The following is a 14,474-nucleotide window of genomic DNA, read 5'->3' on the forward strand; positions in this document are numbered from 1 at the left end:
CTTTAATTTTTATAGATAGATTCATTAGAATAAGATTATTCAGAAAATCGAAGTAAGAAGAATGTTCTACCTATTGCTATAGGGTCCCTCATTTCTTTCATATCATCTTACCTCGGCATCTACTAAATATAAATTTGGCAACGAATTTTTCATTTACTATTAACTTACTAAAAACTGCTTTCTTTAATGTTCAAGGTTTCATCTAAACCCACGAACTGTCAATCTCTAACCGCTTCAATCCCCAGCTCATCTAACTGAACCCACAAACTCTCCAATGCTTTTACTTTATCAAAGTAAAACTCGCGTCCGCGTACACGCCAAAATTTCCAGCCTGCCCGCTCCAGGGATTCCTGGCGTCTCATATCTTCTTCGAATTTCTCTGGGCCGTGCCATTTCTCTCCGTCGCATTCGACGGCTAGGCGGTCGCGCAACCCTTCGACAACGAGGTCGATGCGGTATTGACCGACTTTCACTTGTGGTGTGACTTTATAGCCGCGTGCTAAGAGCATGCGGAGTACGTCGACTTCAAATGGTGAGTCGCATTGCTCTTCTAGATCCGCCACTTGCTCATTCAGGCGAGTCGGGTTCATGCAATAGCTCAGCAAGCGGTAGCGCAAGTCTTCCGTGTTGAGATCTTCCAGATCCACTGAGTGGTACAAGCGCATCTGGTTTTTCGCGCGGCTTGCGGCGACATTGAAACGCTGCTTGTCCGAGGTTTTTGTCAAGGCCATAAATCTACGGTTCGGTGCGGTGACCATGGACAGGAAGATGATGTCGCGCTCGTCCCCTTGCAGCGTATACGGATTTCCGCAAATGATTTTGCGTTCCACGAACTCCCGGTCACCGATTTCCTGGCGAATTCTTGTTTCTAGCAGCTTGTGCTGCTGGTTACCGAGGAGGGTGATGACACCAAAAGTTTGACCTTTCAATTTCGGGTCCTCGACCATTTCTGCCATGTCGGCAACGATTGCATCGATTTCCGCTTCGTTAATGTCTCGCTGCTCGCCGATGACACCGTCATTCACTTTAATAGCAGTGACCGGCGGATCGATTTTCTCTTCATCGAGCGGTAAGCGCAACGGAATCATTTCTCCGCCATAGCTCATGTCGTTGGAGAACTGGATAATTTCCGGCACGCAACGGAAATGTTCGCGCAGCATGAGCTTGCCTTCTTTCGGGAAAGTCTGCTCAGCAATCTCGTACAGCGACAAGTTGCCGTCAAACAAGTCGGCATTTGGTATGCCTTTCAAGTGGCGGCGTACCAATTCGTAGACATCGTCTTGTTTGGTGCCGATTGATTGCGGGCTGATCTGTTCATCATCTCCAACGACGACCACTTTCTTGCCGCGAAGCAGCACATTGACTGCGAACAAATCGCATTGGCTGCTTTCATCGAAAATGATGACGTCGAACTTCTCGTTTGTCACCGGGAAGTTCTCCAGCACTTGGTTGATCGGCATAATCCACACAGGGATGGCACTTTGAGCGGTTTTCATTTCCTCTCTTGCGCCTTGCAAGTTGCGCTTGGCGGACTTTCCGCTGCCTTTTCCGAAACGCTTGATATACGTTTTCCATGCAGACAAGGCCCGTTTTTCTTCTTCAGTGATCCGTTGTACTTGGTTCTTCCAAGTTGACGCACTAACGATTGAGCGGACCAAGCGCTTCTGTTCTTTATGTTCTTCTTCCAGCTGCTTTTTCAACAGAGTGATGTTCATGTCTTTCGTTTCATCGAGCCACGACTGCAGTTTTTTCAATTCGAATGCTTCTAGATGGTGTTCCGGTTTCTCGACAGCTGATCCGACAGACAGCTCATACAATTTCGCGGTCAGTGGCAAAGTCTCACCGGATTGTCCGACCAGTTCATAGAAACGTATAGCTTTCGCCTTGGTCAGCTGTAATTGCTCCAGCTTCATCAACAGCCCGTCCCATTTCGCCGTATCTCTATTGATATAAGCTTCCTTGAATTCCTGCATGACCGGATGCATATCCGTTTGCGCACTCAAGGTCTGCAATTTGCCTAGATCCTGCTTGTACTGTTCTTCCCATTTCAAGTACTCGACCCGTTTGATGACGAGATCCAAGTCTTTGCTTAATTGCTGGCACTCGTCAATTGAATAGAGGTCGACTTTGTATAAATTGTAGCGCGTCAGCTTGGATTTTAATGCTTTGGTCGAATCAGCCGTTTTCATGATGAGCTTCAATTCGGCCAAGCGCTCTTCGAGTAAATGCGGGAAGCGTCTTTCTTCGACGTCGATTGTCGTGTGGCCGATCTCTTCCATATTGGCATTTAACAAGCGCGCGGATTCTCGCTTCACCCATTCGTGTTCCAAATACATTTCCAGTACTTCGATGTCGCCGAGCGTTTTGATGGAAGCATCGTTTAATACGGGGTCTTCAAACAAATATTTCGTTTGCTTGCCTTTGGTCAAAAAGAACAGGAAGTTCGGCTTTTTGCCGTTTTCAAGCGGTTCTCTCGCAATGGAAACATCCGCTTTCAATTCTTCCGCACTCTTGTTTGGCAGCTTCACTTGGTATGCGACGAGTTTATTGTAAGAAGCGAATAATCTTTCATTGGCTCCGGATAGTTTCTCTATGAGCTCACGCCATCTTGCTTCTCGAGGGCCACCTGCTTTAACATCATCTAAAATCAAACGGAAAGGGCCATTTTCTGTAATAGCAGACATTCCAATGATTTTATCGAGTTCTTTTTGGAGGATTTTGAGTTCATTTTCTTCTAGCGGGTATTTATATTTCTCAAGGATTGCCTTGCCTTGTTCATTTGCATGTTCTAATTGCTTTTCTGCATCTAGGAAAGAGGTGAAAGACGAACTGTTTTGGATGTCAGACCCGACTTCAGGAAGCAGTTCTTTATGCAGCGGCAAGTCTTCTTGTGCCAACTCTTTTTTCAATGCCCATAATTCGGTGAAGTCTACATTGTTTAACGGGAAGGTTTGGTCCATCGTCAACTCATCTTGGATCCAGCTGTAATCGATCTCCGATTCGGCTAGACGTTTTGCTACGTCATATTTGAATAGCTTTTCTCCTTTGTATTGGAGAATGGTCCCTTCTTTTTCAGCATATGCTTTCAATTGGTTTTTCAATGTCGCTTCATCGCGTCTACTTTGTTTTAAGGCATCCTTATCGCGTGCGATTTCTTTTTCCAGGCGATCGACATCAAGTTCGCCCAGCTTCTCGCCGATGACGCGGATCGATTGCTCAATTTCCTGTAGCGATTCACGTCCGCCGCCAAGCACCGGCACGCACAAGTCTCTAATTTCTTGAGGGATTTTGTTTTTCAATACTTTCAACGGACTTTCTTTTTGACTGGTAATGAGGATCTTTTTGCCTTCAGATAAAAAGTGGGAAACCAAGTTTGCAATGGTGTGGGTCTTCCCAGTTCCAGGAGGCCCTTGTACAGTTACGCCTTGATGATGCGAAATGCGCTTGATGATGGCCTTTTGCTGTTCATTGGATTCCAGCGGAAAATAGAGGATATCGTCTTCAAAATTGTTTCCTCCGTCGGTTTCTGCTGTCGAGTTTTCTTCAGGAGCATTTTCGACTCGTTCGCCGATAATGGAAGTGACTGTATCCGGTAGTTCCAGTTCATCATTGGCAATGCCGTCAATGATTTGGGTTAAGTCGTCCCGCAGCACTCGCGCATTTTTTGTTCTCAGTGAGAGCATGTGATGAGTATAAACAGATGGATGTTCCATTGGCGTCTTAGCTGTTTGGCCGTCGATGAACCTTCCATTAGCATCAAAGGTTTGAATGAATTGCGTGAAGAAGTCATTCATATCTTCTGTGATTTCACGTGTCTGGACGTCTCTCCACAAACCATTGATCGTTTGAACATTCGGAATGGATATACCAGAGAAGATTTCGCGCTCCACAACAACTGCTTGATCGACGAGTTTCACAACAATAATCCCTTTTACAGAGTCCAAATCCAGTTCCACTTTGCTCGTTAATAGCGGCGAACGGATTGTGCCGATTTTTGGGTCTGGATGTTTCCATGTAAAGAGGCCTTTGCCATAAATGAACTCCAAGGACTCCCCTTCTTTTTCAAGCTGGGTGATGAGATCAAAAAATTCTTCGTATTTTTCTAGAATGTGTTTTTTCTCCTTTAAATTCTCAGCCCATTCTTTCCACTGGGCTGTCCAAGTCCCATAAGAGTGTATGCGCTTTTTATCATCGATAAACAGTTCTTCTTTTTTCCCACCATTCGCTGTCTCTACCTTTTTCCCTACTACATAAGAAGGCTTTTGATTTTCCTTTTTCGGATCAAAGCTCAACCAATCTTTAAATATGGCGTGAGGCGCTGGAGGTGTCTTATCTTTTTCAGTGATTGTCGGCCTATGGATCTCCATTAAGTTCTCTTCGTTATGGCATTCGTCAAATACGAAGCAGCCTTCCAATAGCTTCATGTCATCCAGGTTCCAATTCTTCTCATATTCCGAGTAATCCCGGATGATCTTCCCTACCAGATTATTCAATGCGAGCATATACTCGAAGAAATTTTTCGCTTTATCTGTAGCAGTGATAGTTTCCAAGATGAACACCTCTTTTCATTATTCTAATGTCTCAGCTTCTGTTGACTTTAGAGGCTAATCAATTGATATTTTAATACTATTATTATTATCATGTGCCTAATTTTACCAACAAGATCGGCTTTTCACAAGGCGACATGACAACTTCTGAATGAGAAACCGAAGTTTCATTTCCACTGTAGTTGATTAACTTCGCAATTAACACGCCGTCATATTTAACGTAAAAAATAGCGGTATATTTTACTGTTAAATATTTAGTGAGCTTGCTATAATTAAAGCAAATATAAAGGAGTTGAACCTTATGGCCACTGACACTCCCAAAAAACCGCAATTTAACGTAGACCAGATTACTTCTGCTTCCAAGGCAGCCAAACAATTGGCTCACATACGAGCTGCAGCTAAAAAAGAACCCCAGTTCATTTCCGCCAATAATACAATCGATTCTGTAATTTTAGACTATGCACAATACGAAAAAATGTACCAAGAGTTAGAAACGTACCGCGAACTGAATTGGTATGAAGAGATCGCAAGAAGAGCAGCTGAAGCTGAGGCACATCCTGAACAAACGATTCCGCTTCGGGAGGCTGTTGGAGAAGAAAGCTACACACGAATCATGGCAATCGATCCAGACGACATCTCCGATGACGAGCTGTTCGAGTAATATGAGCGAGGACAATTTTGTTTTAACCTTTCATCCAAAAGCACAGAAAGAATACAGTAAATTGGACGGAAGCAGCCGCAACCTGGTTGACAAAGGCCTAGCCAAACTAAGATTTCGTGCTGATGAAATCGGTAAGCCTCTCTCTAATAAACGCAGCAGCGTGTTGACGGGTTGCCGCGAATTGAAATTCAAACAGGCCGGATTGCGGGTCGTCTATCGGTTAACTGGAGAAAAACAAGACCAGCTGGAGATCGTCTGGATCTTGTCTACAGGAAATCGGTCAGATGAGGAAGCCTTCACTGATTCTGCAAAGCGCTTGAAAGAAATGATGGATAGAAAACGCTAAAAAGCTCGCAGTTGCTGCGAGCTTTTTGAATGTCTTTTATTCATATTTGTTCTTTATTAATCCTCTTCCTCTTCTTCCCCTTCACCATCTTCTGTTTCAGTCATCGTATCCTCAGCGCCGTCGTTTTCTTCGAGCTGATCTGTTTCCGGTTCGCTATCGCCTGAGCATGCGGACAATGCCAAGCCGCTCGCGAAGAGGATGGCTGCGAATTTTTTCATTTCTATCCGTCCTTTCTTGTTGGGTTTTGATGTTCTATTTATTTTTTTGTTCACCGTGGCTATTTTTATTACCAAATAAATGGGTGTTACAAGGTCATTACCCGCTCATTAAAAGCACATAACCTATTTAGTCGAAACTCCAGTAACTTTTATCAGCGCATGTCCGTCTAGCTTTCAAAGGGGTGAAGCCATGAAGTGCTTGAGTTTGCTGATTATACTTTATATGTTTCTATTCGGCTGTATCCAAGCACCTGAAATTACTGAATCCGAAGCTATCGCAATCATTGAACAGCTGCATACCAATTCTTTCGGGACAGCTGAAGTGATTTCCATTGACTATCACTTCGGGCGTTACGCGGTGGAATGGGAAAACGAAGGGAATTGCGAATGGGGCATCGATCATGTCGATGGGGATGATGGCAGCGTAACAATGAAACAAGCGTCGATCTGTTAGCGATCGACGCTTGTTTTGTGGGATTTGTTAATAGTCTTGTTCGAGCATTTCTAGAAATTCTTCTTCGGAATCTACGCCCATTTCATCAATAGCGCTCAAGCCTTCTGGTCCTTCAAATGCTGGATCGGCTCCATTTTCGATAAGCAGTTTGGCGCTTTCGTAATCTTCATACATGATGGCAGTTGCTAAGGCCGTCATGTAAATATCGGATGTGTTCACATCAGCGCCTGCATCCACTAATGTTTGGATAACACCTGGATCGCCCCAGTAGATCGCGTACATCAAGGCATCAGAGCCTTCCGAGTCTTTCGCGTGAATGTCCTCGCCATCAGCGAGTGCTTGTTCGACTCCGGCTAAATCGCCATCTGCGGCAGCGGTCATCAGTGGCGTCTCCCCTTCGACGGTATACATTTCATCGTAAAACGCATCGTCAAATTCGGGTAAGAACGAATTGGCAATAGCTGCAGTGGTGGTGAATATGCCAACGACACCGGCATATGCCAAGCTCATGACTACAGCGACAGCGATAGCACCAAGAGCGATGCGCCCGTGTTTCGGCTGATAGAAGACGACATCCGCCTTGTTGAACTGGTCGATCGACTGGATGCGCTTTGGCAGACGCGGGTGCGTAGAGAGCACTTCGCTCAACCAGACGATGGCGTTGGATTCTGTTGCGATTTGTTCGCGGTAGGCGTCTTCGTTTACTTCCAAGTATGCTTTCTTGCCGATCCCCAGCAGCGTCAATGCGCGTTTTGCGGCAGCGGCATCTTGGATTTCAAAGGCGGCTTGGCGGTCGCATGTGTATTCACACGAGCGGCTGTACGCCGTGCTGAGGAACGGGATGAAGCCAGCTGGTAAGATCAATAAGTTTTTCCAGACGTGGCGGCGTTTTATGTGAGTCAGTTCGTGGGCGATGATAAAGTCCAGTTCCGCCTGGCCTTGTTCGCGCGCCAGTTCAAACACTTCCGAGTACAAGACGACCATGTCGCGGCCGAAAAAGCGCGTCGCAAACGCGTTAAGTGCGCCTTCGGATTGGATGACGAAAACGTCCGGGACTTTGCTGAGCTCCATTTGCGCAGACAAGGTTTGCACGCGTTCGTAGACATCCGGGAATTGACGTTCGTGGATCCGAACGCCGTTTCCGCGGATCGATCCAAGCATGACTGCATTGGCGAATAGTAAAAACGCAAAAACCGTCAAGGCGATACCGATTCCGATAATCGATACGGCCGCTAATACATAAATCAACACACTAAATATCACACTTAAAATAAAATAAATACTCTCTCTATCTGATTGAATGTTCGTCCTGCTCATCATTTTCTCCCTTTCCATTTGGAATATCTTACATATAATAGCACTTACTGCTCATTTGGAGAATAGATTTTTTTGGTGTGGGATAAATTATTTTTATTATGGTGAAAACTTGCCTTTTAACACCTGTAAGATCGGCAAACCGCAACTCGCTATCGCTATTTTTCACTTACACACCACTTCCATAATTAGGGTTCTGTGTTAAACTGTGATCAATAAATCAGAACCTCACCTAAGATTGGCATCCACCAAAGGAGGCTATTCGATATGGAATATCTTGCCGCCAGTGGCATTTTGCTTGTCTCGCTGCTACTTGCCTATCAGCTCAGTAAGGGCTATTCGCGAAAAGGCAAATACATCATTTGGGGCGTCACGACGATGTTTGTCATTTGTCCGCTGTTTTCCTGGCTCGTCAGTATGGGCTACGCGCATTATGAACAAAGCGGCTGGGCTGCAGTAGCGATGCTCGCCATACTATACCCCAGCACGTTTATTGCCGGTTTGGTCATTTTATTGATGGGCATTTTCCGCAAGAAAGACGCTGTTCGCAGAATTTAAGGCTCAATACAAAAAAAAGCGCTCCGCCAACTGGCAGAGCGCTTTTTCGTTAAGCATTTTCTTGCTTCAAACTTTCAATGATATTGTCATTCTTGATCTTGGCGATTGAGTACAGCATTGCCGCTCCGACGATTATGAAGATGACGACGATGACAAAGGCGACACTGCCCCATGGCACCGCAAAGCCGTAACTGAAGGTCTGGCCGAGTGCGAAATGCATCGCAAGCATCGCGGCAAAACTGATCGGCAGGCCGTAGACAAGCGCTTTGACGCCATAAAACAGGCTTTCATAACGGATCATCTTGTCGAAGCCTTTCGGGGTCATGCCGACCGAGCGCAGCATGGCGAATTCCCGTTTTCTGAGTTGAATGCTTGTCGAGATGGTGTTGAAGATGTTGGCGACGGAAATCAGCGAGATGAGCGTGATGAATCCGTAAGTGAATACCGACATAAGCAAAATCAATTGTTCCTGCTGCTGGCGCTGCTGGAAGACGTTCCTAATGCTGACGCCCGCTTCGTCCACTTCCAGGATTTCCGCTTCTGTTTTCATCGGGTCATTTGTCGATAAGGTGATGACTGGGTACGTGTCTTCTAAAGTGAACCCGAGTTCATCTAACTCATCCATCGGCACAATTAAATCCAAGTTGCCCAGATATGAAGTCGATACACCAGCTGGCGATTTGTCCGTCAGTGCTGCGATTTCGACATTGGCGAGCACTTCCGGTTCGATTTCTTCGCCCATTTCATTGATGGAGCTGCCGAGCAGTTCTAAACTCTCCCCCACCTCCACTTTCACCGTTTCTGTTTCGTTGAATTTGCCGGACATGCCGTCTTGATAAACCACTTCATCAATAAGAATAGCACGTGGCGTTTCCTGACCGAAGCCGGCTGGATCGACTCCAACTTGTTGTGCGTATTGTTCGAAGTTTTTATTATCCATCGCATACACCGAAACATAATAACGGTAATTGCCGTCTATGAGCATCGTTTGGCCTTGTTCGATTTCTTCTAGGATTGCTTCAGGCAAACGGTCTTGTGGGATGAGTGCTTCTCCCCCTGCCTGGCGCATCAAACCGGCCGCAGTGACGTCGGGAAGATTTGCGTATTGCTCCAGGCTGTCTTCATCCAACTCCCCGCCATACAATTGAATATCGTATTGCAAATCGCTCTGGGTTATTTCAAGCGAAGTTTTCAAGTTATTGGTGAAATACGTTACCGATAAGAACAAGACGATCGAGATAACGAGTGAGAACACGGTCGCCAAATAGCGCTTGCGGTTGCGCTTCAAGTTTTTCAAGCCGATTTCTGCTTCCAAACCAAATAGCTTGCGCACCCATTTCGAAGTCTTGACGGCTTTGCCGGTCAGTTTAATGTCTTGCGTTTGGCGGATGGCGTCGATTGCAGAAATCTTCGACGCTTTTTGCGCTGGCATATAAGTCGAAATCAAAATCGTCAGTGTCGAGACGCCGATCGCGACAACGAGCATCATCGGGGTGACGACGACTTCTAGCTGTTGTTCGACATTGAGCGCATCTTGCAAGAAGGCATTGATAAACTGGAAGGTCAGCCAAATGCCACCGAGCCCTGCGAGAATGCCGAGCGGAATGCTGATGGCACCGATAATGGCGCCTTCAAAAAACACCGAATTGCGCTTTTGGCGCTTCGTGGCCCCGACGCTTGCGAGCATGCCGAGATGACGAGCGCGTTCGGAGACGCTGATGGCAAAGGCGTTGTAAATGAGTGCGACCGAGCCGATGACGACAATGCCCATAATGATGCCGGCGAGCGAGAACAAGGTCACCCGCAAATTATCGTTTTGGGTCGCTCCGTAATAGCGCAGAAGATCCGAATTGAAATCGACTGACGGAATGCCTTGTTCTTTGGCAAATGCCTTGGCGTCATCAAACAAGTCGGTATTGATTTTAGAAGCGACGACATAGCCGTTAAAGGTCTCATCCGCTGCGGCATTCGTCGCATCGGTCGATCCGATAACACTCACTACCGGCAGCCAGGATGCTTCCCAGCCCGGTTGCTCGATGATGCCGACGATGTCGAAAGTTTGCTCGGTGACGTTGACCAATTCTTCGTTGATCGTGTCGCCTTCCCCGTATTGCAAGGAGTCAAACTCTGACAGCTTGCGGTCTTCCAAGCTGTGCATGCGTTCGCCTACACCGGCAGTCAAGCTGTCGCCGATTTCATAGGTCTGTTCGGAGTTGGTATTCACAGTTTCCGAGATGACGACTTCATTGGCGTTTTCAGGCAAGCGCCCTTCTGTGAGCGCAATCGGAAAATGTTCCATGCCTTGTGCTTCGAACTGGCGAAAATACAAATAGTGCTTGGAGTCGGTTGTCGAATTTTCAAGGTCAGCGAAGCCGTCCTTTGTGACGATGAGCTGTTCGGTATTGGCGTCTTGTTCGATTGCTTGGAGCTGCTGGGTGTTTGCCTCTTGATACTCGACATGCCATTCGCCATTGCGGTCGATATCCTCACGAATCAATAAATCGAGAAACGACACCCCAAGCGTTGCGACGGCGGTGATCATAGCGACGGAAATAATGACGCCGATGATGGTGACGAGTGAGCGCCGTTTGTTTTCCTTCAAGTGGCGGACGGTGACTTTATTGACGATGTTCATGAGCGGATGACCTCGTCTTTAGCGATTTTGCCGTCTTCGATCGAAATGACGCGGTCGGCTTGCAAGGCGATGCGCTCATCGTGCGTGATGACGATCAAAGTCTGCTTGAAGGTTTTGTTGAACATTTTGAGGAGTTCCATGATTTCTTCGCTGTTTTTGCTATCTAAGTTTCCGGTCGGTTCATCTGCTAGCATGATTGCGGGATTGCTGACGAGCGCACGGCCGATGGAGACGCGCTGTTGCTGGCCGCCGGATAATTGGTTCGGCAAATGGTTGAGACGTTGATCAAGTCCGAGGGCTTCGGAGATTTTGCGGAATTGGTGTTTGTCGACGCGCTGTTCATCGAGCAGCATCGGCAAGGTGATATTTTCCTCGACCGTTAGGATTGGAATCAAGTTATAGAACTGATAGATCAAGCCGATTTGGCGGCGACGGAAAATGGCGAGCTGCGTTTCGTCGAGCTGGTAGATGTCCGTGCCATCGATTGACACATTGCCGCTGGTCGGGCGATCAACGCCGCCGAGCAAGTGGAGCAAAGTCGATTTCCCGGAACCCGATGGCCCGATGATGCAGATGAATTCGCCTTTGTTGACGGTGAACGATACGTCGTCTAGTGCAGTGACGGCCATTTCGTCCTTGCCGTATACTTTTGATAAGTTTTTTACTTCCATGATTGTCATGAGTGTACCCTCCGTTTGGTTACTGTTTATAGTGTATTAAAATCTTCTTGAAGCATTCCGTGAAATTGCTTCGCTTGCCGCGGGCGAGCGCCAAGCCTCCTCAGAAGCTGCGCTTCTTGCGGGGTCTCGGCTGTCTCGCTTTCCCGCAGGCGTCTTCGCAATTTCACTCCATTTTTTCATCTTAAAAACCGAAAATTTATAGAAGCCTATAAATTCAGCAGACTAGGTTCACAACATCACTAACTTCCCTCTAACCTGATAGATATAGTATAAAAAGTGTTCATGACTGCCCGGTGACTTTTAAGTGACAGTCTAGTCACTTAAGGGAAATTAGGTAAGGATCTATTCTAGTTCTCTTGAAAGTGGAAGGTAATTTCCAATTATTGATTTCATGCTACAATTTACTTATCCAAACTCTTAGTCGACTTAGTTTGTTTTCACAGATTTGATTTGAAACAAATCACTCATATAGAGGAGGAGATAACGTGGATTTCTTGTTGTGGTTCATGATCGGTTTCATCCTCACTGGATTGCTTGTATTCCTTTCGATGAAAAAACGCATGGAGACGAAGCTTGTGCATGTTAAAGCAAATCCAGACACTGAGGAAACTTCTAGAGATACCAAGCATTTGATCTTATGGGTATGGAGCGTGACGGCTTGGGGCGTTGCCAGTATGGCTCTCGTTGTCTGGTGGTTTAACAGCACCTCGGGATGATCGTTGATTTTAACTAGTACACGCTGAACAGAAATTCCACGGATGCGGAGTTTCTGTTTTTCATTCCAAATAAAAAAGCAGGCGCTAGACCACCTGCTTGTAGAATTTGATATGGAAGCGGGTGCCTTCGCCCGGTGTGCTTGCGACTTCGATGTCGCCGCTTTGGCTGGTGATAATGCTATAGGCCATGGCGAGGCCGATGCCGACCGAGTCGTCGCCGGCGTTTTCGCCTTTATAGAAGCGCTTGAAGATATAGGGCAAATCTTTTTTGGAAATGCCGCTGCCGCTGTCTTCGATTTGGATGCCGGTGTACAATGCGTTTTCGCTGTAGCGGATGGTGAGTGTTCCGCCTTCTCCGGTATGCTCGACGCAGTTTTTTAAAATATTGATGAGTGCTTCGGTCGTCCAATTGAGGTCGCCATTGAATTCGGCTTGCGGGTCGCCTTCGATTTTGAGTTCCTGCATATTGATGTCCATCGGGATAAGCAACGGTTCGACTGCTTTTTCGATGAGCTTGGATACCGGAATCTGGTCTTTTTTGAAATGAATCGTGCCGGCATCGATCTTCGATAGTTTCAAAAGCGACGAGACGAGCCAGTCCATGCGCTCGAGCTGGGTATGAAGATTGCGGATGAATTCGCTACGTTTCGCGTCATCCAAGTCGCTGTCGCGAAGTAAATCCGCCATGACCATCATCGAGGTGAGCGGCGTTTTTAATTGATGGGAAATGTCCGAAATGGCGTTCGTCAGCTTGCCTTTGTCTTCAGTGAGTAGCGCGCCATGTTCCGATAGCATTTTCGTCACTTTGTAGATTTGCGTTTTGAGCAGGCTCAGCTCGCCTTCACGGTTGTCGCGCACGTCGAGCTGAAAATCGCCGCTGCTGATTTGTTGGAGAAATCCAGACAAGCGCTCGATTTCTCTATAGCGCCACCAGGTAAATGTGATCGCCGTTGCACTTAGCAATAGCGATATTCCGAGCACGAACCAAGCAGACGTAGTGGAAACGAAAATAGCTGAGAGAATCGCGCCGAGTACACTGATCGTGAGGAGTGCCGCGAGCAGCAAACGGATTTCACGGTTGCGAAGCATCCTTACTCACCCGCCTTATAGCCCATGCCACGGACTGTTTTGATGAGTTCAGGACTTGTTGGGTCATCTTCCAACTTTTCGCGCAAGCGTTTAATGTAGACCGTCAGCGTATTGTCGTTGACGAAATCGCCGCCGACATCCCAAATGCGGTCGAGCAATTGCGCACGCGTCAGCACTTGGCCTAAATGATTCGCGAAGATGAGCAGCAAGCGATACTCGAGCGCAGTGAGGAGAACTTCACTCCCCGCTTTATGGACTTTGCCGTCTGATATGTTGACCTGGACATCGCCCAGTTCGATGATTGTTTTCGGCTGTGCCTGGCGCTGATAGCGGCGCAGCACGGAATTGATGCGCGACATGAGTTCACGCACGCGGAACGGCTTGGTGATGTAATCGTCCGCCCCCATATCGAGCCCCATGACGACATTCACTTCATCGTCAAACGCCGTCAGGAAAATGACTGGGATGTCGCTTTTTTGTTTGGCGAGCGCGCATAAGTCATAGCCACTGCCGTCCGGCAAGGACAGATCGAAGAGGCATAAATCGATTGCCGAGATTTGTTTTTCGATTGCTGTGGTGGCGTCTTTTGCCGTGTGGCATAATACGGTCGTAAAGCCTTCTTGTTGGAGCGAATATGTCAGGCCGGAAGCGATCGTCCGGTCGTCTTCAACTACAAGTATGTTCATCTGTATTCCCCTATCCCTGTTGAAATGAAAAAAGCCGGTACCGGTAAATTGGTTATCATCTACGATACAGGCTTTCATTCTAAGTGACTAGTTATTGGCTGGAAAAGTGGAAAATCTTAAGCATTTCCTTTTCTGTTTTTAGTCTTCCTCTTGGAATCGGTGTAGCTAAACACAATACCAAGCACAACAAAGACAATGCCTAAAGTGAGTGGCATGTCACCGATAAGACTCAAAATCATGAAGACCAATCCGACCAGCAGAAAAATATAGCCTGTTGATTTCATCGTCTCCCTCCCCGTTTTTTGCCGTAGATGGTTCCTCCTTTCTTCTACGGCTGTCCATCGAATAAGTTTCGCACTCCCAAGAGGTCTGACGTCTACAGCAAATGTTCTTGCACTAATCCGTCCCATATAGTAAGCTAACTAAAGTAAACAACTCCATAATCTATCTGTATAACCTTAAGAATACGGCTTAAGGGTCTCTACCAGGAACCGAAAAATCCTGATTACAGAAAGCGATCATTCGTTTTCTGTAATCAGGATTTTTTTATTTTCTGACGATACTTCTACA

Annotated in this window: 13 protein-coding genes and 1 riboswitch; of the genes, 5 read left to right on the forward strand and 8 right to left on the reverse strand. The window is 46.8% G+C overall.

The annotated features are described in order from the left end of the window. Positions 1–218: 218 nt before the first annotated feature. Positions 219–4,550 carry an AAA domain-containing protein gene (locus AY633_RS09925; protein ID WP_068488215.1) on the reverse strand — a complete coding sequence of 1,444 codons (4,332 nt, stop codon included), beginning with the start codon at positions 4,548–4,550 and terminating at the stop codon, positions 219–221. Between the two features lie 298 nt (positions 4,551–4,848). Here AY633_RS09925 and AY633_RS09930 point away from each other — a divergent pair, with 298 nt between their 5' ends. Further along, positions 4,849–5,208, forward strand: coding sequence for a type II toxin-antitoxin system Phd/YefM family antitoxin (locus AY633_RS09930; protein WP_068488216.1), 360 nt, complete (start codon positions 4,849–4,851; stop codon positions 5,206–5,208). A 1-nt stretch (position 5,209) separates the two neighbouring features. Next, positions 5,210–5,554 carry a type II toxin-antitoxin system RelE family toxin gene (locus tag AY633_RS09935; RefSeq protein WP_082799231.1) on the forward strand — a complete coding sequence of 115 codons (345 nt, stop codon included), beginning with the start codon at positions 5,210–5,212 and terminating at the stop codon, positions 5,552–5,554. 56 nt (positions 5,555–5,610) lie between these two features. Here the strand turns inward: AY633_RS09935 and AY633_RS16630 are convergent, their stop codons facing one another. After that, positions 5,611–5,772 carry a hypothetical protein gene (locus AY633_RS16630; protein WP_186008765.1) on the reverse strand — a complete coding sequence of 54 codons (162 nt, stop codon included), beginning with the start codon at positions 5,770–5,772 and terminating at the stop codon, positions 5,611–5,613. Between the two features lie 190 nt (positions 5,773–5,962). Between AY633_RS16630 and AY633_RS09940 the strand changes: the two genes are divergently transcribed. Beyond that, positions 5,963–6,226, forward strand: coding sequence for a hypothetical protein (locus AY633_RS09940; protein WP_068488218.1), 264 nt, complete (start codon positions 5,963–5,965; stop codon positions 6,224–6,226). 27 nt (positions 6,227–6,253) lie between these two features. Here the strand turns inward: AY633_RS09940 and AY633_RS09945 are convergent, their stop codons facing one another. Then, positions 6,254–7,543: a M48 family metallopeptidase gene (locus tag AY633_RS09945; RefSeq protein ID WP_068488219.1), complete on the reverse strand. Its 1,290-nt coding sequence runs from the start codon at positions 7,541–7,543 to the stop codon at positions 6,254–6,256. 264 nt (positions 7,544–7,807) lie between these two features. On the opposite strand from AY633_RS09945, the gene AY633_RS09950 reads away from it, so the two are divergent. Further along, on the forward strand, positions 7,808–8,098 hold the full coding sequence (locus tag AY633_RS09950) for a hypothetical protein (protein ID WP_068488220.1): 291 nt from the start codon (positions 7,808–7,810) through the stop codon (positions 8,096–8,098). 49 nt (positions 8,099–8,147) lie between these two features. On the opposite strand, the gene AY633_RS09955 is transcribed toward AY633_RS09950, so the two are convergent. Further along, entirely contained in the window at positions 8,148–10,733 is a 2,586-nt protein-coding gene (locus tag AY633_RS09955; RefSeq protein WP_068488221.1) for an ABC transporter permease, read from the reverse strand. Beyond that, positions 10,730–11,413 carry an ABC transporter ATP-binding protein gene (locus tag AY633_RS09960; RefSeq protein ID WP_068488222.1) on the reverse strand — a complete coding sequence of 228 codons (684 nt, stop codon included), beginning with the start codon at positions 11,411–11,413 and terminating at the stop codon, positions 10,730–10,732. Before AY633_RS09960 ends, AY633_RS09955 begins: the two co-directional genes overlap by 4 nt. Positions 11,414–11,898: 485 nt before the next feature. On the opposite strand from AY633_RS09960, the gene AY633_RS09965 reads away from it, so the two are divergent. Beyond that, positions 11,899–12,129 (forward strand): hypothetical protein, encoded by a 231-nt coding sequence (locus tag AY633_RS09965; protein WP_068488223.1) that lies wholly within the window; start codon positions 11,899–11,901, stop codon positions 12,127–12,129. 84 nt (positions 12,130–12,213) lie between these two features. Here the strand turns inward: AY633_RS09965 and AY633_RS09970 are convergent, their stop codons facing one another. From AY633_RS09970 to AY633_RS16635, 3 genes are all read right to left on the reverse strand, one after another. Further along, on the reverse strand, positions 12,214–13,218 hold the full coding sequence (locus tag AY633_RS09970) for a sensor histidine kinase (RefSeq protein WP_068488224.1): 1,005 nt from the start codon (positions 13,216–13,218) through the stop codon (positions 12,214–12,216). Between the two features lie 2 nt (positions 13,219–13,220). Next, entirely contained in the window at positions 13,221–13,904 is a 684-nt protein-coding gene (locus AY633_RS09975; protein ID WP_068488225.1) for a response regulator transcription factor, read from the reverse strand. Positions 13,905–14,020: 116 nt separating this feature from the next. Beyond that, complete coding sequence (locus AY633_RS16635; protein ID WP_186008766.1) at positions 14,021–14,188, reverse strand: hypothetical protein; 168 nt, start codon at positions 14,186–14,188, stop codon at positions 14,021–14,023. Positions 14,189–14,332: 144 nt separating this feature from the next. Continuing rightward, positions 14,333–14,432: riboswitch (purine riboswitch) on the forward strand. Positions 14,433–14,474 lie beyond the last annotated feature (42 nt).

This window comes from Planococcus maritimus, from assembly GCF_001592825.1.
In the GTDB taxonomy this organism is placed as follows: Bacteria; Bacillota; Bacilli; order Bacillales_A; family Planococcaceae; genus Planococcus; species Planococcus maritimus_C.

Excerpts from the sequence above, each read along its gene's own strand:
- AY633_RS09930 (WP_068488216.1), top strand. The coding sequence starts at position 4,849 with ATGGCCACTGACACTCCCAAAAAACCGCAATTTAACGTAGACCAGATT.
- AY633_RS09935 (WP_082799231.1), top strand. The coding sequence starts at position 5,210 with ATGAGCGAGGACAATTTTGTTTTAACCTTTCATCCAAAAGCACAGAAA.
- AY633_RS16630 (WP_186008765.1), bottom strand. The coding sequence starts at position 5,772 with ATGAAAAAATTCGCAGCCATCCTCTTCGCGAGCGGCTTGGCATTGTCC.
- AY633_RS09940 (WP_068488218.1), top strand. The coding sequence starts at position 5,963 with ATGAAGTGCTTGAGTTTGCTGATTATACTTTATATGTTTCTATTCGGC.
- AY633_RS09945 (WP_068488219.1), bottom strand. The coding sequence starts at position 7,543 with ATGAGCAGGACGAACATTCAATCAGATAGAGAGAGTATTTATTTTATT.
- AY633_RS09950 (WP_068488220.1), top strand. The coding sequence starts at position 7,808 with ATGGAATATCTTGCCGCCAGTGGCATTTTGCTTGTCTCGCTGCTACTT.
- AY633_RS09955 (WP_068488221.1), bottom strand. The coding sequence starts at position 10,733 with ATGAACATCGTCAATAAAGTCACCGTCCGCCACTTGAAGGAAAACAAA.
- AY633_RS09960 (WP_068488222.1), bottom strand. The coding sequence starts at position 11,413 with ATGACAATCATGGAAGTAAAAAACTTATCAAAAGTATACGGCAAGGAC.
- AY633_RS09970 (WP_068488224.1), bottom strand. The coding sequence starts at position 13,218 with ATGCTTCGCAACCGTGAAATCCGTTTGCTGCTCGCGGCACTCCTCACG.
- AY633_RS09975 (WP_068488225.1), bottom strand. The coding sequence starts at position 13,904 with ATGAACATACTTGTAGTTGAAGACGACCGGACGATCGCTTCCGGCCTG.
- AY633_RS16635 (WP_186008766.1), bottom strand. The coding sequence starts at position 14,188 with ATGAAATCAACAGGCTATATTTTTCTGCTGGTCGGATTGGTCTTCATG.